Source organism: Mesobacillus jeotgali (assembly GCF_002874535.1).
Lineage (GTDB): Bacteria > Bacillota > Bacilli > Bacillales > Cytobacillaceae > Mesobacillus > Mesobacillus jeotgali.
Map to the genome: position 1 here is coordinate 60,001 of NZ_CP025025.1, position 16,689 is coordinate 76,689.

General features: G+C 47.6%; 20 protein-coding genes and 1 riboswitch (1 of these 21 only partly in view). Of the genes, 16 read left to right on the forward strand and 4 right to left on the reverse strand.

What is annotated here, in order from left to right; all coding sequences use genetic code 11:
* Positions 1–776, forward strand: partial view of a methyl-accepting chemotaxis protein gene (locus CD004_RS00265; protein ID WP_102264936.1) — the 3' portion only. It extends 928 nt beyond the left edge of the window; only the last 776 of its 1,704 coding nucleotides appear in the window; the start codon falls outside the window, past its left edge; its stop codon occupies positions 774–776.
* A gap of 307 nt (positions 777–1,083) precedes the next feature.
* Here the strand turns inward: CD004_RS00265 and CD004_RS00270 are convergent, their stop codons facing one another.
* Positions 1,084–1,491: an NIPSNAP family protein gene (locus CD004_RS00270; protein ID WP_102260922.1), complete on the reverse strand. Its 408-nt coding sequence runs from the start codon at positions 1,489–1,491 to the stop codon at positions 1,084–1,086.
* 220 nt (positions 1,492–1,711) lie between these two features.
* Here CD004_RS00270 and CD004_RS00275 point away from each other — a divergent pair, with 220 nt between their 5' ends.
* The 15 genes from CD004_RS00275 to purD all read left to right on the forward strand — a co-directional run bounded on the left by CD004_RS00275 (position 1,712) and on the right by purD (position 15,874).
* Positions 1,712–2,254: a DUF2179 domain-containing protein gene (locus tag CD004_RS00275; RefSeq protein WP_102260923.1), complete on the forward strand. Its 543-nt coding sequence runs from the start codon at positions 1,712–1,714 to the stop codon at positions 2,252–2,254.
* Entirely contained in the window at positions 2,251–2,457 is a 207-nt protein-coding gene (locus tag CD004_RS00280; protein WP_102260924.1) for an NETI motif-containing protein, read from the forward strand. Before CD004_RS00275 ends, CD004_RS00280 begins: the two co-directional genes overlap by 4 nt.
* A gap of 113 nt (positions 2,458–2,570) precedes the next feature.
* Positions 2,571–2,672: riboswitch (purine riboswitch) on the forward strand.
* A 135-nt stretch (positions 2,673–2,807) separates the two neighbouring features.
* A complete protein-coding gene (purE, locus tag CD004_RS00285; RefSeq protein WP_102260925.1) occupies positions 2,808–3,290 on the forward strand; it encodes a 5-(carboxyamino)imidazole ribonucleotide mutase in 483 nt (160 codons plus the stop codon).
* Positions 3,277–4,437, forward strand: coding sequence for a 5-(carboxyamino)imidazole ribonucleotide synthase (purK, locus tag CD004_RS00290; protein WP_102260926.1), 1,161 nt, complete (start codon positions 3,277–3,279; stop codon positions 4,435–4,437). The genes purE and purK overlap by 14 nt, the downstream gene beginning before the upstream one ends.
* On the forward strand, positions 4,434–5,726 hold the full coding sequence (gene purB / locus CD004_RS00295) for an adenylosuccinate lyase (RefSeq protein WP_102260927.1): 1,293 nt from the start codon (positions 4,434–4,436) through the stop codon (positions 5,724–5,726). The genes purK and purB overlap by 4 nt, the downstream gene beginning before the upstream one ends.
* 83 nt (positions 5,727–5,809) lie before the next feature.
* On the forward strand, positions 5,810–6,523 hold the full coding sequence (purC, locus tag CD004_RS00300) for a phosphoribosylaminoimidazolesuccinocarboxamide synthase (protein ID WP_102260928.1): 714 nt from the start codon (positions 5,810–5,812) through the stop codon (positions 6,521–6,523).
* Positions 6,516–6,770 (forward strand): phosphoribosylformylglycinamidine synthase subunit PurS, encoded by a 255-nt coding sequence (gene purS, locus CD004_RS00305; protein ID WP_102260929.1) that lies wholly within the window; start codon positions 6,516–6,518, stop codon positions 6,768–6,770. The genes purC and purS overlap by 8 nt, the downstream gene beginning before the upstream one ends.
* Positions 6,767–7,453, forward strand: coding sequence for a phosphoribosylformylglycinamidine synthase subunit PurQ (purQ, locus tag CD004_RS00310; RefSeq protein WP_102260930.1), 687 nt, complete (start codon positions 6,767–6,769; stop codon positions 7,451–7,453). Before purS ends, purQ begins: the two co-directional genes overlap by 4 nt.
* Positions 7,437–9,653, forward strand: coding sequence for a phosphoribosylformylglycinamidine synthase subunit PurL (gene purL / locus CD004_RS00315; protein WP_102260931.1), 2,217 nt, complete (start codon positions 7,437–7,439; stop codon positions 9,651–9,653). Before purQ ends, purL begins: the two co-directional genes overlap by 17 nt.
* Positions 9,638–11,050: an amidophosphoribosyltransferase gene (purF, locus tag CD004_RS00320; protein ID WP_102260932.1), complete on the forward strand. Its 1,413-nt coding sequence runs from the start codon at positions 9,638–9,640 to the stop codon at positions 11,048–11,050. Before purL ends, purF begins: the two co-directional genes overlap by 16 nt.
* Positions 11,051–11,108: 58 nt before the next feature.
* Positions 11,109–11,252 (forward strand): hypothetical protein, encoded by a 144-nt coding sequence (locus CD004_RS23595; RefSeq protein WP_158651438.1) that lies wholly within the window; start codon positions 11,109–11,111, stop codon positions 11,250–11,252.
* A gap of 130 nt (positions 11,253–11,382) precedes the next feature.
* Entirely contained in the window at positions 11,383–12,426 is a 1,044-nt protein-coding gene (gene purM / locus CD004_RS00325) for a phosphoribosylformylglycinamidine cyclo-ligase (protein WP_102260933.1), read from the forward strand.
* The gene (purN, locus tag CD004_RS00330) at positions 12,423–13,025 is read left to right on the forward strand and encodes a phosphoribosylglycinamide formyltransferase (protein ID WP_102260934.1); all 603 of its coding nucleotides are present in this window, start codon (positions 12,423–12,425) and stop codon (positions 13,023–13,025) included. The genes purM and purN overlap by 4 nt, the downstream gene beginning before the upstream one ends.
* Positions 13,004–14,542: a bifunctional phosphoribosylaminoimidazolecarboxamide formyltransferase/IMP cyclohydrolase gene (purH, locus tag CD004_RS00335; protein WP_102260935.1), complete on the forward strand. Its 1,539-nt coding sequence runs from the start codon at positions 13,004–13,006 to the stop codon at positions 14,540–14,542. Before purN ends, purH begins: the two co-directional genes overlap by 22 nt.
* Before the next feature lie 69 nt (positions 14,543–14,611).
* Positions 14,612–15,874, forward strand: coding sequence for a phosphoribosylamine--glycine ligase (purD, locus tag CD004_RS00340; protein WP_102260936.1), 1,263 nt, complete (start codon positions 14,612–14,614; stop codon positions 15,872–15,874).
* Here the strand turns inward: purD and CD004_RS24560 are convergent.
* The 3 genes from CD004_RS24560 to CD004_RS23600 all read right to left on the reverse strand — a co-directional run bounded on the left by CD004_RS24560 (position 15,852) and on the right by CD004_RS23600 (position 16,673).
* Positions 15,852–15,965 (reverse strand): EYxxD motif small membrane protein, encoded by a 114-nt coding sequence (locus CD004_RS24560; RefSeq protein WP_324782409.1) that lies wholly within the window; start codon positions 15,963–15,965, stop codon positions 15,852–15,854. The genes purD and CD004_RS24560 overlap by 23 nt on opposite strands.
* Positions 15,966–16,088: 123 nt before the next feature.
* Entirely contained in the window at positions 16,089–16,361 is a 273-nt protein-coding gene (locus CD004_RS00345; protein ID WP_102260937.1) for a YgaP family membrane protein, read from the reverse strand.
* 138 nt (positions 16,362–16,499) lie between these two features.
* Positions 16,500–16,673 carry a hypothetical protein gene (locus CD004_RS23600; protein ID WP_158651439.1) on the reverse strand — a complete coding sequence of 58 codons (174 nt, stop codon included), beginning with the start codon at positions 16,671–16,673 and terminating at the stop codon, positions 16,500–16,502.
* Positions 16,674–16,689: the final 16 nt, after the last annotated feature.

Consider the following 16,689-nt stretch of genomic DNA (forward strand, 5'->3'; position numbering starts at 1 on the left):
TTGAGGAAAGTGCCAGGGCATTAGAGGAGCTGGCAAAGGGAGTGGCCAACATAGCTGAAACTTCCTCATTAATAGCTGAATCTAGTATGGAAGCTGGTGACCATGCGAAAAAAGGCGGGGGATATGTTCAAGAGACTGCGAGTCAGATGAATATGATCCATTCTTCTGTTAACGAGACAGGTGTATTAATTAGTTCATTAAATGAAAGGTCCAGGCAGATAGGAAACATTTCAAAAATGATTATCGAGATTGCGGATCAAACCAATTTGCTGGCTTTGAACGCAGCGATAGAAGCAGCAAGAGCTGGAGAACATGGGAAGGGGTTTGCCGTTGTTGCGGCAGAGGTCAGAAAGCTGGCTGAACAATCCCAAAGTTCCTCTTCTCAGATATCTGACTTAATCGGGCATATTCAAACGGATATGGAACACTCAAATGATTCTATGGATCGGGTGAAAAAAGAAGTGCTTAGCGGCTTGGGGATCGTAGAGGACACTCAAAGAAGTTTCCAGGAGATTCTTTTATCTATGGAAAATATGAGTGAGCAAATTGAAGAGATGGCAGCCACTGCGGAACAGATGTCTGCGAGCACTGAGGAAGTATCCGCAACAGTAAATGAAGTCTCGATTATATCAAAGGAATCTTCATTGCATAGCCAAAATGTAGCGGCTTCTGCGGAGGAACAATTAGCTTCAATGGAGGAAATAACGGCTTCGGCCAATAATCTCTCGACAATGGCTGAAACTTTAAAGGATACGGTCAGCCGATTTAAAATATGATTGAAAACCATCAAGCCATCCGCTCAAGGAATGAGGCTTGATGGTTTTTTGTATGGTTAAGGAATTTATAAAGTTAGTGAGTTGTGGATTTTCTTAATCGAGCTCCAGCTCCTGCGTCTAGCCCCTCGAGTCGCTTGTCTAGCTGCGGCTCCTAACTCCTCGAGACGCTTGTCTAGTGTCGCCTCCTAGAAACTCCGAAACTTCAACTCCGCCGGCAGAAGCAAAAAGCGCTTCTTTGTCTCAGTCTCCAGTTTCTGTGTTTCTGGACAGTCGGCTATACTTTTCGATTTCGGTCCTGTCAATGAAGTCAAAGAGCGACTTCACTGTCAGGGCCTCCAACGGTTGTCGGAGTTTGGCAGTCGCCTCCGCTTTTCGAATTGTCTATTGTCGAATATAACTTTTCATTCCTAACTTCCACAAAGTATTGTTTTTGTACATACTCCTTCCCGCCATTCTCTTCGTACCAATTTTTAATGCGATGCAGATGTTCCTGATCACTTCTAACATGATATTCTATTTCTAGATAATCCTCATAGCTGTCATATTCCCAGATCGCAAATATTTCTGTCGTTGTCTCGTCATGTGGCAGCATCCATCTTCCTGTCAATCTGGCTCCGTGCTTCAGCTGATTTGGCATGTTTATCTCAGTAAAAAGCTTATTGAAGGGTTTTACAAAATCATTTTTTACTATGTAGAATTTCCGCCGATAAAACAATACAACCAACTCCCTGTATTCTCTTAATTTAAAATGGTATACTTTACCACGCCTTATCGTCAATCACAATCATTTTTTATGTAAAAAAGTTTCAAATCATAAGGTTAAGGAAACCTTAAAATAAGAATCTTTTCGTTAGGGGTTTTGCAAGTTGCTTTACAAGCGGTTTGTTTAATGCGAACATTAGGGATTATTAGAAGAGATGTCTGGAGGGTTTTGAATGCTGGAGAATAGTTTTGTCATGGTGGCCATCATCTTAATCATCAATATTGTGTATGTGTCTTTTTTTACAATCAGGATGATCTTGACGTTGAAGGGACAGCGTTACCTGGCTGCTGGGCTTAGCACGATTGAGGTTGTGATTTATGTTGTTGGGCTAGGCCTGGTGCTTGAGAATTTAAATGAGATACAGAACTTGGTTGCATATGCTGTCGGTTATGGAATAGGTGTCATTGTCGGGATGAAAATTGAAGAGAAGCTGGCACTTGGCTATATTACGATCAATGTGATTACGAAAGAATATGATGTGGATTTGCCGAAGGCATTGCGTGCTCTAGGTTATGGTGTGACGGATTGGGCCGCACATGGGCTTGAGGGCGACCGGATGGCGATGCAGATTTTAACCCCGCGAAAATATGAATTGAAGCTGTATGAGAAGATCAAGGAGTTGGATCCGAAGGCATTCATCATCGCGTATGAACCTAAGTCGATCCATGGCGGATTCTGGGTAAAATCAGTACGGAAAGGGAAGCTGTTTTCATGAGCAAGGGCAAAAAGAAGCAAATGTATGAAGTCGGTGAACATGAATCAATCGATGAATGTCTTAATAGAATGAAGAAGGATGGATATGCGCCTGTTCGCAGGATGGAAAAGCCGATTTTTAAAGAGGTAGAAAAGGATGGCAGTGTTGAATATGAACCTGCTGGCAGGCAGATTATTTTTGAAGCAAAGTTAATTGAGAGCTGATATGCGTTAGCTGTTTAAAGTCCTAAACACGAACAATACAAAATATAAATAATCTAATGTTCGATTATTGATTGACAATAAGTCGAATTAGTTGTTAATATGTAAATGTCGAAAGTGAAATTTAGTTTTTCCCTCGTATAATAATGGGGATATGGCCCATGAGTCTCTACCCGGCAACCGTAAATCGCCGGACTATGAGGGAAAGTAGTTTTTAAGTGAAGGGAAAAGAAATCTGCGTTCACTTATGGATTTCTTTGCTTGCGCACCCGGACAGACTACTTTCTCTTCTATTCAGAGGAAGCAGTCTATCCGGGTTTTTTGTTGTGATACTCCAAAGGGAGGTTAGAGAAATGACGGTTGCAGTCATAATGGGGAGCAAATCTGATTGGGATACGATGAAGCATGCATGTGACATACTTGATCAGCTGGAAGTTTCATATATAAAAAAGGTTGTGTCAGCCCACCGAACACCGGACTTAATGTTTGAGTTTGCTGAAAAGGCAAAGGATGATGGTATAAAGGTTATTATCGCAGGAGCCGGGGGAGCCGCACATTTGCCTGGGATGGTTGCAGCGAAGACGACAATTCCGGTCATCGGGGTACCGGTGCAGTCGAGGGCGCTCAACGGTTTGGATTCACTACTATCGATTGTCCAGATGCCTGGCGGCGTGCCGGTTGCAACGGTCGCGATCGGGAAAGCAGGGGCAACGAATGCAGGTCTTCTTGCTGCACAGATTCTTGGGGCATTTGACAGTGAAGTTGCCGAGAGATTGGAAGTGTTGCGAGAAAAAACAAAAATGTCAGTGATGGAAAGCAGTGATGAGCTTGTCTAAATTGATTTTACCAGGAAAGACCATCGGAATCATTGGCGGCGGGCAGCTTGGCAAGATGATGGCGCTGTCGGCAAAAGCGATGGGGTTCAGGGTGGTCGTGCTTGACCCGACCGAAGATTGCCCATGTGGTCAGGTGGCTGATGAGCAGATTATCGGCGGTTACGATGACCTGAAAAAAATAAAGCAGCTATCTGAACAGAGTGATGTAGTTACTTATGAGTTTGAGAATATTGATGCAGATGCCCTTACATGGCTGAATAAACATGCCTATGTGCCGCAGGGGACGGAATTACTGCGGGTAACTCAGGACAGGATAGAAGAGAAGCGTAACATCGAAGCAGCGGGTGTTAGCGTGGCTCCTTACGCGGTTGTGACAAAGGTTGAGGATGTCAGGGCAGGAATTGAAAAGCTGGGTTTGCCTGCTGTCCTGAAAACTGCCAGGGGCGGTTATGATGGTAAGGGTCAGTTGGTTCTACGGTCTGTTGATGATATCGATTTAGCAGAAACTTTAGTCAGCCAGGGTGCATGTGTGTTGGAAAAGTGGATTCGGTTTGAAAAGGAAATTTCGGTAATCATCACTATGGGTACTAATGGTGAAACGAGCGTATTCCCAGTGGCTGAGAATGTTCATAAGGAAAACATTCTGCATCAGACAATTGTTCCGGCAAGAATTAGCATGAAGGCTGAAGCAAAGGCTATAGAAGCAGCGAAACAAATTGCGTCAGCATTAGGTTTGGTGGGAACGCTCGCAGTTGAGATGTTTTTGGCTGAAAATGATGAGCTTTACATAAATGAACTGGCGCCGCGGCCGCATAACTCGGGTCATTACAGTATCGAGGCATGTGAGACATCACAGTTCGAGCAGCATATCAGGGCAGTTTGCGGCTGGCCTTTAGGAAGCACGAATTTGCTGAAGCCGGCTGTGATGGTAAATATTCTTGGTGAACACCAGCAGCCATTGCTGGATAAAATCGCATACTTGCAGGATTGGAAAATCCACTTATACGGCAAAAAGGAAGCTAAATATAAACGGAAAATGGGGCATGTGACCCTTTTACGAGAGACAGTAGAAATCGCGCTTGATGAAGCTGAGAGAAGCGGAATCTGGGAAGGCGCAGCAGAAATGATCGGAGGACAAAAGAAATGATAGATCGTTATACAAGACCGGAAATGGGAGCAATCTGGACGGAGGAAAACCGCTTTAAGGCTTGGCTTGAGGTTGAAATCCTCGCTTGTGAAGCATGGGCTGAGCTTGGGGAGATCCCTAAGGAAGACGTAAAGAAACTGCGTGAGAATGCATCTTTTGATATTGAACGGATCAAGGAAATCGAAGAAGAGACTCGCCATGATGTGGTTGCTTTTACAAGAGCAGTGTCAGAAACACTTGGAGAAGAGCGCAAATGGGTCCATTATGGTCTGACTTCGACTGATGTTGTCGATACGGCGCTATCCTATGTGCTAAAGCAGGCGAATGAGATTTTGCTGAAGGATCTTGAGAACTTTGTTGAGATCCTGACTAATAAGGCGAAAGAACATAAATACACAGTCATGATGGGTCGCACGCACGGTGTTCATGCTGAGCCTACTACCTTCGGCTTGAAGCTGGCACTCTGGCTGGAGGAAATGAAGCGCAACCTTGAGCGTTTCAAAATGGCTTCCCGTGACGTGGAGTTCGGCAAGATTTCCGGTGCTGTCGGTACTTATGCGAATATCGATCCATTCGTTGAATCATATGTTTGTGAAAAATTAGGGCTGCAGCCGGCACCGATTTCTACACAGACTTTGCAGCGTGACCGTCATGCATATTACATGTCGTCGCTTGCATTGATTGCGACTTCTATTGAAAAGTTCGCGGTAGAGATCCGCGGTTTGCAAAAGAGCGAAACTCGTGAGGTTGAGGAGTTTTTTGCAAAGGGCCAAAAGGGTTCATCGGCGATGCCGCATAAGCGCAACCCGATTGGTTCTGAAAACATGACTGGGATGGCGAGGGTAATCCGTGGCTATATGACAACTGCCTATGAGAATGTGCCGTTATGGCATGAACGCGATATCTCGCATTCCTCTGCAGAGAGAATTATTTTACCAGACGCGACAATCGCATTGAATTATATGCTGAACCGCTTTGGCAATATCATCAAGAACTTGACGGTCTACCCAGAGAACATGAAGCGCAATATGGACCGGACACTGGGCTTGATCTACTCTCAGCGTGTGCTGCTTGCATTGATCGACAAAGGCATGTCCCGTGAGGAAGCGTATGACACTGTCCAGCCACGGGCGATGGAAGCGTGGGAAAAGCAGGTGCAGTTCCGCAGTCTGATCGAACAGGATGAAAAGATTGCCGGACTGCTGAGTGAAGCGGAAATCGATGACTGCTTCGATTACAACTACCATATCAAGCATGTTGATATGATTTTCGAAAGACTTGGACTTTAAATATGAAGGGGCAAGATTTCTTGCCCTTCTTTTATCTGTAAGATACTGAAGATTGCCAATTATCTCAATCGGAGGGCGTTGAAATGGAAGAGCTGTTATACGAAGGGAAAGCGAAACGGATTTACGCAACGGATGACGAACGGGTTGTAAGGGTTCAATACAAGGATTCGGCGACGGCGTACAACGGTGAGAAGAAAGCAGAGATTGTCGGCAAAGGAAGATTGAATAACGAGATTACAAGTCTATTATTCTCAAAGCTTAGCGAAGCGGGGATCCAGTCCCATTTTATCGACAAAATTTCTGCCAATGAGCAGCTGGTGAAGCGGGTTTCCATCATTCCGCTTGAGGTCGTTGTGAGGAACTTTGCTGCAGGCAGCTTTTCAAAACGGCTCGGCGTTGAGGAAGGCAAGAAGCTTTCGAGGTCAATCGTTGAGTTTTATCTAAAGGACGATTCACTAGGCGATCCGCTGATCACTGATGAACATGTCGATGTGCTGGATCTGGCGACAGAAGAAGAAGTCGCTGAGCTGAAGGAAGCGGCTTTGAAAATAAATGATGTTCTTGGCGGATTTTTCGCGGAGATTGGTGTTACTTTAATCGATTTCAAGCTTGAGTTCGGCAAGGATTCTGACGGTAATATCCTGCTGGCGGATGAGATTTCGCCGGATACGTGCCGTCTTTGGGACATGGATACGCAGCAGAAGCTTGACAAGGACGTGTTCCGCCGCGATTTAGGGAACCTGACAGATGCTTACAAAACCATTTTAACGAGATTGGGAGGACAATTGCATGTATAAAGTAAAGGTGTATGTCACGTTAAGGGAAAGTGTTTTGGATCCACAGGGTACGGCTGTTAAAAATTCGCTTGCGACACATGGTTATGAAGGCATCCAGGAGGTTCGCATCGGTAAATACATGGAGCTGACTTTGGATGAGTCGGTGAAGGATGTTGATTCAGCGGTCAAGGAAATGTGCGAGCGTCTGCTGGCAAATCCGGTGATCGAGGACTACAGGTATGAAGTCGAGGAGGTTGTTGCACAGTGAAATTTGCGGTGATCGTTTTTCCGGGTTCGAACTGTGACATCGACATGTACCACGCGGTAAAAGATGAGCTTGGCGAAGAGGCGGAGTATGTATGGCATGACGCTGAAAGTCTAGAAGACTATGACGCCGTGCTTTTACCAGGCGGATTTTCTTATGGAGATTACTTGCGTTCTGGTGCGATCGCGCAGTTCAGCAATGTCATGAAGGAAGTCGTGAAGGCGGCTAACGCAGGCAAGCCAGTACTTGGTGTCTGCAATGGATTTCAGATTTTGCTGGAGGCGGGTCTCCTTCCAGGAGCGATGCGTCGGAATGACAGCCTGAAGTTCATCTGTAAACAGGTTGAGCTGAAGGTGGAAAATAATGAAACGATGTTCTCGGCTGGATACGACCAGGGCGAGGTCATAACGATTCCGGTTGCACATGGGGAAGGCAACTATTATTGCGATGAAACGACGCTTGCCGCTCTTAAGGCAAATAATCAGATTGTATTCACATACGAAGGCGAGAATCCTAATGGAAGCCTTGAAAATATTGCGGGAATCATCAATGAGGAAGGAAATGTCCTTGGGATGATGCCACACCCAGAACGTGCAGTCGATGAGCTGCTTGGCGGCGCAGATGGACTGAAGCTTTTCAAATCGATCGTCAAACAATGGAGGGAAGCAAATGCGGTTAATGCTTGAACCAAGTCCAGAGCAAATTAAACAGGAAAAGATTTATCGGGAAATGGGACTGTCAGACAGCGAGTTTGCTTCTGCCGAAAAGATTCTTGGACGTACTCCTAACTATACAGAGACCGGCTTGTTTTCCGTTATGTGGTCAGAGCACTGCAGCTACAAGAACTCAAAGCCTGTCCTGAAAAAGTTCCCCGTCACTGGAGAGCGTGTGTTACAGGGGCCGGGCGAAGGAGCAGGGATTGTTGATATCGGAGATGGCCAGGCGGTCGTGTTCAAAATCGAAAGCCATAATCATCCATCAGCCATCGAGCCATACCAGGGCGCGGCAACAGGTGTTGGCGGAATTATCCGCGATGTTTTTTCGATGGGAGCAAGGCCAATTGCATTATTGAATTCCCTCCGCTTTGGCGAGCTTGAGTCGCCACGGGTGAAATATTTGTTTGAACAGGTTGTTGCAGGCATTGCCGGTTACGGTAACTGCATCGGGATTCCGACAGTTGGCGGTGAGGTTCAGTTTGACGCTGCATATGAAGGCAACCCGCTTGTGAACGCAATGTGTGTCGGATTGATCAACCATGAGGACATCAAGAAAGGCCAGGCGCATGGCGTTGGCAACACTGTCATGTATGTTGGCGCAAAGACTGGACGTGACGGCATCCATGGTGCGACCTTCGCATCCGAGGAATTGAATGAGGCATCTGAAGAAAAGCGTCCTGCCGTTCAGGTAGGAGATCCATTTATGGAAAAATTGCTGCTTGAAGCATGTCTAGAGCTTGTTAAAAATGATGCGCTTGTCGGAATCCAGGACATGGGAGCAGCAGGATTGACCAGCTCATCTGCAGAGATGGCGAGCAAGGCGGGTTCAGGTATAGAAATGAACCTTGATCTCGTCCCACAGCGTGAAACTGGCATGACTGCATACGAAATGATGCTGTCAGAGTCCCAGGAGCGGATGTTGATCGTCGTTGAAAAAGGTCGCGAACAGGAAATCATTGATCTTTTCTCAAAGTATGAGCTTGAAGCAGTAGCGATTGGCAAGGTAACGGATGACAAGCAGCTTCGTCTTTTACATAAAGGGGAAGTGGTTGCTGATGTTCCGGCTGATGCGCTTGCTGAAGAGGCTCCTGTCTATTACAAGCCATCCAGCGAACCTGCTTATTTCCATGAATTCCAGAACATGGACAATGAGATTCCTGAAGTTGAGAACTACGAAACTATGCTATTAGATCTATTGAAGCAGCCAACCATCGCAAGCAAAGAATGGGTCTATGATCAATATGACCATATGGTGCGTACGAGCACTGTCGTTTCACCTGGCTCGGATGCGGCTGTTGTCAGGATTCGCGGCACGGAAAAAGGCCTGGCGATGACGACTGACTGTAACTCCCGCTATATCTATCTTGATCCGGAAACAGGCGGGAAGATTGCCGTTGCAGAGGCAGCGCGCAATATCGTCTGCTCTGGCGGTGAACCATTGGCGATTACGGACTGCCTGAACTTCGGGAATCCGGAGAAGCCGGAGATTTTCTGGCAGTTTGAAAAAGCGGTCGACGGCATGAGCGAAGCGTGCCGGACATTGAGCACACCTGTTATCGGCGGTAACGTGAGTCTGTATAACGAAACGAATGGAACGGCTGTATACCCTACACCAGTTGTCGGTATGGTTGGATTAGTTGAAAACCTGAAGCACGTAACGACACAGCATTTTAAAAATGCCGGCGATTTGATTTATCTTCTTGGTGATACAAAGGATGAGTTTGGCGGCAGCGAGCTGCAGAAGCTTATGTATGGACGGATTTTCGGCAAGGCGCCTGAACTTAATTTAGAAGTTGAAGCAAGCTATCAAGCTCAAGTTCTAACAGCGATTAAAAATGGTCTTGTTGCATCTGCCCATGATGTAGCAGAGGGTGGCGTCGGTGTTGCGCTTGCTGAATCTGTGATCGGCAGCAAAGGTTTGGGAGCTGCGGTATACCTGGAAGGCAATGCTGTATCAGCCTTGTTCAGCGAATCGCAATCTCGCTTTATTTTATCAGTAAAACCAGAGCACCAGATTGAGTTTGAAAGTTTAACAGATGCGGTGCGGATTGGTAAGGTCGTTGAAACGCCAGTTTTAAAGATTGATGTCAATGGTGAGAACGTAATCAATCATGATGCAGAGGGGCTGAAAGAGGCCTGGAAAGGAGCCATCCCATGCTTGCTGAACTAAAAGGCTTGAATGAGGAATGCGGCGTATTTGGTATCTGGGGACATCCCGAGGCAGCACAAATCACCTATTACGGCCTTCACAGCCTGCAGCATCGCGGTCAGGAAGGTACAGGAATTGTTGTAAGTGATGGTCAGCAGCTTAAGGGCCGTAAAGGCGAAGGGCTCGTTACTGAAATTTTCACGGCAGATGCCATGGAAGACCTCCAGGGGGTCGGCGCTATTGGCCATGTCCGCTATGCAACAGCGGGAGGAGGCGGCTACGAGAATGTCCAGCCTCTGCTCTTCCAATCGCAAAGCGGCGGACTTGCTCTTGCACATAATGGCAATCTTGTAAATGCGGATGCGTTAAGAAACCAGCTTGAGGCACAGGGAAGTATTTTTCAAACGAGCTCTGATACTGAGGTCCTGGCTCATCTGATCAAGCGAGGCGGCTTCAGCCAGCTTAAGGATCGTGTGAAAAATGCGCTTCCGATGTTGAAGGGTGCGTATGCATTTTTAATTATGACTGAAACAGAGATGATGGTGGCGTTAGATCCACATGGACTACGCCCGCTGTCTTTGGGACGGCTTGGGGATGCTTATGTGGTCGCCTCTGAGACTTGTGCGTTCGATATTGTTGGCGCTGAGTTTGTCAGGGACGTCCTTCCTGGAGAGCTACTGGTGATTAATGCAGACGGTTTGCACTCTGAGATGTATTCTATGAATTCCAATACAGCAATTTGTACGATGGAATATATATATTTTTCAAGGCCAGACAGCAATATCCACGGCATTAACGTGCATGCGGCCCGTAAAAATCTCGGGAAGCAGCTGGCGAAGGAAGTTCCGATCAAGGCGGATGTTGTAACAGGTGTCCCGGATTCAAGCATTTCCGCAGCAATCGGTTATGCGGAGGAATCAGGCATTCCTTATGAAATGGGCTTGATCAAGAACCGTTATGTCGGCCGGACGTTCATCCAGCCATCCCAGTCATTGAGGGAGCAGGGCGTTAAAATGAAGCTTTCGCCGGTGCGCGGGATTGTTGAAGGCAAGCGTGTCATCATGGTGGACGATTCAATCGTGCGCGGTACGACCAGCCGCAGGATTGTGAAGATGCTGAAGGAAGCGGGCGCGACCGAGGTACACGTCGTCATCAGCTCGCCACCGATCAAGAACCCTTGCTTCTACGGAATCGATACATCTACCCGCGAAGAGTTAATTGCTTCCGAGCACTCAGTTGAAGAGATTCGCGAATTGATCGGTGCGGACTCACTGACGTTTTTGAGTGTCGAGGGCATGCTTGAGGCGATCGGGCGCAATGAACCTGGCGAAACACGCGGCCAGTGCCTCGCTTGCTTTACCGGGAAGTACCCGACAGAGATTTATCCGCAGGCAATACCTGCTGGACAGAAGTGCTAAGTTATTTTTTAAAAGAAAGAGTGCTTGAGGTTTCCAAATATAGGATGACGGTGCAATTATGTCAGGTTATCGTGCAATTATGCGGAAAGACCGTGCAATTATAGTCTCTGTTGGTGCAATTATTCCGGAAAAGCGTGCAATTGAGTCAACTGTTCGTGCAATTAGCCCGGGTAATCGTGATTCAGGTGACTTTTCGCGCTAATAACCTGGATGGGCGTGTGATTCATAGGACTTTTCTTCGTCTTCCGCTATTGCAGGGTGGCAATTAACATTTTAAATCAGGAATTCAAAAGCTGAATAATAGAAATACAGCCAAATCGGAGGTAGTGAACATGGCAAATGCGTATAAGCAGGCTGGTGTGGATATTGAGGCCGGATACGAGTCGGTCGAACGGATCAAAAAGCATGTCAATCGGACGGTCAGGCCTGGTGTGATGGGGGCATTAGGCGGTTTCGGTGGAATGTTCGACCTTTCCAGCCTTGGACTGAAGGAGCCGGTGCTCGTTTCAGGCACGGATGGTGTTGGCACGAAGCTGATGCTGGCATTTATGATGGACCAGCATGATACAATCGGCATAGATGCGGTCGCGATGTGCGTGAACGACATCGTTGTCCAGGGAGCGGAACCTTTGTATTTCCTTGACTATATCGCCTGCGGAAAAGCAGTGCCGGAAAGAATCGAAGCGATTGTCAGAGGGATTGCCGACGGTTGCGAGCTGGCTGGTTGTGCGCTGGTCGGCGGGGAAACCGCGGAAATGCCAGGGATGTACTCTCCGGAAGAATACGATTTGGCTGGCTTCTCGGTTGGTGCCTGTGAAAAAGCAGATATCATCACGGGACAGGAAATCAAAGAGGGCGATGTGCTGATCGGGCTTGCATCAAGCGGCATCCACAGCAATGGCTACTCGCTTGTGCGCAAAGTGTTTTTCGAACAGGCTGGCTGGGAGCTTGACCGGTATGTCGATGAGTTCTCCTGTACACTTGGCGAAGAACTACTCAAGCCAACACGTATATATGTGAAATCTGTGCTTGCCGCGATGAAGCAGTTCGAGCTTAAAGGACTGGCCCATATCACGGGCGGCGGTTTTATTGAAAATATCCCAAGGATGCTTCCGGAAGGGCTTGGCGCTGAAATTGAGGAAGGCAGCTGGGAGATTCCGCAGGTGTTCAAGAAAATTGAATCTCTTGGCGAAATTGAACGCAAGGATATGTACAATATCTTCAATATGGGGATTGGAATGGTAGCGGCGGTGGATGCAGCAATTGCGGATGAAGTTGTGGCGTTTTTCAACGAAAGCGGAGAGCAGGCTGCTGTAATCGGCACAGTTACTGGTACGGAAGGAATCGAGATGAAAGTGGCTGGTGAAGAGCTATGAAAAAAATAGCTGTGTTTGCATCGGGGAGCGGGAGCAATTTTCAGGCGATTGCCGTGGCTGCACAGGCAGGTATCCTGAGTGCTGAAATCTCGCTGCTTGTATGTGATAAGCCTGGTGCTTTTGCTGTTGACCGTGCCGACATGTTAGGGATACCCGTTCTGGTGATTAGCCCGAAAAGCTATCCTTCCAAGGCAGCGTATGAGGAAGAGATTTTACAAAAGCTGATCAGCCTTGATGTTGAAATGATTGTCCTTGCAGGCTACATGCGCCTCATCGGGCCGACATTGCTTGAAGCATATGAAGGAAAAATCGTGAACATCCACCCGTCACTTTTGCCAGCGTTTCCTGGGAAGGATGCGATCGGCCAGGCACTGGCAGCCGGAATCGAGACTACAGGAGTGACGATCCATTACGTGGACGAAGGAATGGATACCGGACCTATTATAGCGAGCGCTTCGGTAAGAGTCGAAGCAGGCGAAACAAGGGAGTCACTTCAGAAGAAAATACAGCGGATTGAACACAGCCTGTATCCAGAAGTTTTGGAGAAGCTGTTGAACGGAGAAGGGGAGGTATTACAATGGGAAAGAAGCGTGCACTGATAAGTGTTTCAAATAAGGAAGGAATTGTCGAGTTTGCGAAGGAGCTTGCCGAGCTTGGATTTGAAATCGTCTCGACTGGCGGTACAAAAAATGCGCTCAAGGAAGGTGGCGTTCCTGTCATTGGGATCAGCGATGTGACGGGTTTTCCGGAAATCCTTGAAGGCCGTGTGAAGACGCTGCACCCTAAAATCCACGGCGGCTTGCTTGCTAAGTACGATGACCCTTCCCATCAGGATCAGATGGCTGAAAATGAAATCGAGAAAATCGAGCTTGTCTGCGTCAACTTGTATCCTTTTAAAGAAACAATTTCAAAGCCTGGCGTGACAGCGGAAGATGCGATTGAAAATATCGACATTGGCGGCCCGGCGATGCTGCGCGCATCAGCTAAAAATCATCAATACATAACAGTAATCGTCGATCCTGCTGATTATCAGCAGGTGATTGAAGAGTACAAAAATCAGAATGAAACTACTCTGGAAACCCGCCGCCGTCTGGCAGCGAAGGTGTTCCGCCATACGGCTGCGTATGATTCCTTGATTTCTGAGTACATGACAAACCTTGCTGGCGAGGAACAGCCGGAAAAAATGACGGTGACCTACGAGCTGAAGCAAAGCTTGCGCTACGGTGAAAATCCGCATCAAAAGGCTGCTTTTTACCAGAAGCCGCTTGGATCGGCCTTTTCAGTGGCGGCAGCGGAACAGCTTCACGGAAAAGAGCTTTCCTATAACAATATCAATGATGCCAATGCGGCATTGCAGATTGTAAAAGAATTCTCAGAACCGGCAGCGGTTGCGGTCAAGCATATGAACCCATGCGGGGTTGGTGCCGGTAAGGACATTTTTGATGCTTTCGGCAAGGCGTTTGAAGCGGATCCGGTTTCGATTTTCGGCGGTATCATTGCCTTGAATCGCGAGGTAGATAGGGAGACTGCGCGCAAGCTTTATGAAATCTTCCTTGAAATTATCATTGCTCCTTCTTTTAGCGACGAAGCTCTGGAAATTTTAACTGCTAAGAAGAATCTTCGGTTATTGAAGGTGTCGTTCGATGGTGAGGCTGCGTTGGAGAATACTCTGTCCTCTATTGAAGGCGGATTGCTTGTTCAGCAGCAGGATGCGTATGGATTTGACGATGCGGAAATCTCTGTACCGACAAAGCGTGAGCCAACTGAGGCAGAGTGGGAAGCTTTGAAGCTTGGCTGGAAGGTTGTTAAGCATGTTAAGTCCAACGCGATTGTCGTGGCGAATAAGGATATGACCTTAGGAATCGGCGCCGGCCAGATGAACCGGGTTGGCGCGGCTAAGATTGCGCTGGAGCAAGCTGGTGGGAAAGCGGATGGAGCGGCGCTTGCATCTGATGCATTCTTCCCGATGGACGACACTGTCGAAGCGGCAGCAAAAGCCGGAATCACGGCCATCATCCAGCCAGGCGGATCCGTCCGCGATGAAGATTCAATCAAGAAGGCTGATGAATATGGCATTGCGATGGTGTTTACAGGCGTAAGGCATTTTAAGCACTAATGGCTGGCAAGTGGTTTGGAATCACGCGTTAAGTTAAAAGCAGTCCTGAATACAACGGAGGTGCGGTTTATGAAGGTTCTTGTGGTTGGCAGAGGGGGCCGGGAGCATGCAATTTGCCGGAAGGTCAGTGAGAGTCCGCTTGTGGATGAGTTGTTTGTGGCACCGGGAAATCCAGGGATGGAAGATTGCGCGAAACTGGTTGCTATCAATGAAACCGAAACAGAGGAGCTTATTTCATTTGCAAAGGAACAGGGAATCGTCCTGACGATCATTGGCCCAGAGGTTCCATTGCTCGAAGGAATGGCTGACCGCTTTATTGAGGAAGGTCTTAAGGTGTTCGGTCCGCGTAAAGCAGCGGCGATCATTGAGGGAAGCAAGTCGTTCGCGAAGGACCTGATGAAAAAGTACGGCATCCCGACTGCTGCGTATGAAACTTTTACTGATTATGCTGAGGCAAGGGATTATCTCGTGAAGGTCGGTGCCCCGATTGTCATCAAAGCAGATGGGCTTGCTGCGGGCAAAGGCGTCGTCGTAGCAATGACGATGCAGGAAGCCGAAAATGCTTTGCAGGAAATGATGCTTGATGGAAAGTTTGGTGAGGCATCGGCAAGTGTGGTCATAGAGCAATTTTTAACAGGGGAAGAATTTTCACTGATGGCTTTTGTGAACGGTGAAACGGTAGTTCCGCTGGAAATTGCCCAGGACCATAAGCGGGTGTTCGATGGCGATAAGGGTCCTAACACAGGCGGGATGGGTGCTTATTCACCAGTGCCGCAAATCTCGGAGGAATCAATCGCGGTTGCGGTGGAACAAATCCTTCAACCGGCGGCGATTGCGATGGAAATGGAAGGGCGAAGTTTTACAGGAATCCTGTATGCTGGCCTGATTGAAACGCCGGATGGACCAAAAGTGATTGAATTCAACGCGCGATTCGGAGACCCGGAAACCCAGGTGATTTTACCGCGGATGAAATCAGATTTGGTTGAGGTCATTCTCGAACTGCTTGAAGGCAAAAAGCCTGTGGTTGAATGGCACCAAGAAGCAATGGTCGGTGTAGTGGTCGCGGCCAATGGCTATCCTGAGGCATATGATAAAGGTGCAGTATTGAAGGGCATCGAAACCATATCGCAGGTATTCCATGCTGGCACGGCAAAAAACGGTGATGGTGAGTTCGTGACCAATGGCGGCAGGGTGCTGCTCGTTGGTGCGAAAGCAGCATCGTTAAAAGAAGCACAGCAAAAGGTGTACGCTGAGCTTGAAAAGCTGGATTGCCCGGAAACTTTCTATCGGAAGGATATTGGCAGCAAGGCTATCGAGCGCGTCTCTTGCTAGAGCCTTTCATATAAACGAGCAGCAGGGCGATGATGCTCCCAATCAACGCGATCCAGACAAAGCTGACGTCCATAATATATTCCCAGAACATAAAATCATCTCCTTTAGTTGAAGCCCCCGGTTAAATGGGGGCTTTTTATTATTAGCAACACTTCGAGAAGTGTCTAGCTCGAGCGATTGTCGGCGCTGAATAATGTGGCTTGCGCTTTTCGAATTAACTTGGGTTATAAGGAATCCATCCTTCAGAATCTCCCTCTTCAGCATTCTGCTGTTCCATCATATCCTGGCCCTTTTCAAAAGCAGCTGTCATCGGACAATAGCGGACGATGCCTTCCCCTACCTTCATCGCACCCAACATCGCCATGAAGATGTAGGAATCGCGCCATGGACGTTTCACCATTTTTGAAGTGGACCAGGCAAGGACAGTCAAGCCAATTGTGATCCTGACGAGTGCGTTGATGATTCCAATATTCGGTCGAACATTCATTTTTCATCGCTCCTTTACACCATTTTTACAGTTAATTTGCAATTCTTTAATGCGTTAAACAGTGAAATATGTTACGATAGTACAGTAATGTAAGGGCTTTCTTTTAACAAAATTTTGTGAAATGTCCAGCTCCAGCGCCTAGCCCCTCGAGGTCGCTTGTCCAGTGTCGCCTCCTAGAAACTTCGAAACTTCAACTCCGCCGGCAGAAGCAAAAAGCGCTTCTTTGTCGGAGTCTCCAGTTTCTGCGTTTCTGGACAGTCGGCTATACATTTCGATTTCGGTCCGCCCAATGAAGTCCAAGAATGACTTCACCGGTCGGCCCTCCAGC

What these genes read in the sequence shown, in the direction of transcription:
- purN (WP_102260934.1), top strand. Translation starts at nt 12,423, where the DNA reads ATGAAAAAAATAGCTGTGTTTGCATCGGGGAGCGGGAGCAATTTTCAG.
- CD004_RS00280 (WP_102260924.1), top strand. Translation starts at nt 2,251, where the DNA reads ATGAGCAAGGGCAAAAAGAAGCAAATGTATGAAGTCGGTGAACATGAA.
- purE (WP_102260925.1), top strand. Translation starts at nt 2,808, where the DNA reads ATGACGGTTGCAGTCATAATGGGGAGCAAATCTGATTGGGATACGATG.
- CD004_RS24560 (WP_324782409.1), bottom strand. Translation starts at nt 15,965, where the DNA reads ATGTTCTGGGAATATATTATGGACGTCAGCTTTGTCTGGATCGCGTTG.
- purL (WP_102260931.1), top strand. Translation starts at nt 7,437, where the DNA reads ATGCGGTTAATGCTTGAACCAAGTCCAGAGCAAATTAAACAGGAAAAG.
- CD004_RS23595 (WP_158651438.1), top strand. Translation starts at nt 11,109, where the DNA reads ATGTCAGGTTATCGTGCAATTATGCGGAAAGACCGTGCAATTATAGTC.
- purK (WP_102260926.1), top strand. Translation starts at nt 3,277, where the DNA reads ATGAGCTTGTCTAAATTGATTTTACCAGGAAAGACCATCGGAATCATT.
- purC (WP_102260928.1), top strand. Translation starts at nt 5,810, where the DNA reads ATGGAAGAGCTGTTATACGAAGGGAAAGCGAAACGGATTTACGCAACG.
- CD004_RS00345 (WP_102260937.1), bottom strand. Translation starts at nt 16,361, where the DNA reads ATGAATGTTCGACCGAATATTGGAATCATCAACGCACTCGTCAGGATC.
- purD (WP_102260936.1), top strand. Translation starts at nt 14,612, where the DNA reads ATGAAGGTTCTTGTGGTTGGCAGAGGGGGCCGGGAGCATGCAATTTGC.
- purF (WP_102260932.1), top strand. Translation starts at nt 9,638, where the DNA reads ATGCTTGCTGAACTAAAAGGCTTGAATGAGGAATGCGGCGTATTTGGT.
- purM (WP_102260933.1), top strand. Translation starts at nt 11,383, where the DNA reads ATGGCAAATGCGTATAAGCAGGCTGGTGTGGATATTGAGGCCGGATAC.
- purB (WP_102260927.1), top strand. Translation starts at nt 4,434, where the DNA reads ATGATAGATCGTTATACAAGACCGGAAATGGGAGCAATCTGGACGGAG.
- purS (WP_102260929.1), top strand. Translation starts at nt 6,516, where the DNA reads ATGTATAAAGTAAAGGTGTATGTCACGTTAAGGGAAAGTGTTTTGGAT.
- purH (WP_102260935.1), top strand. Translation starts at nt 13,004, where the DNA reads ATGGGAAAGAAGCGTGCACTGATAAGTGTTTCAAATAAGGAAGGAATT.
- CD004_RS00275 (WP_102260923.1), top strand. Translation starts at nt 1,712, where the DNA reads ATGCTGGAGAATAGTTTTGTCATGGTGGCCATCATCTTAATCATCAAT.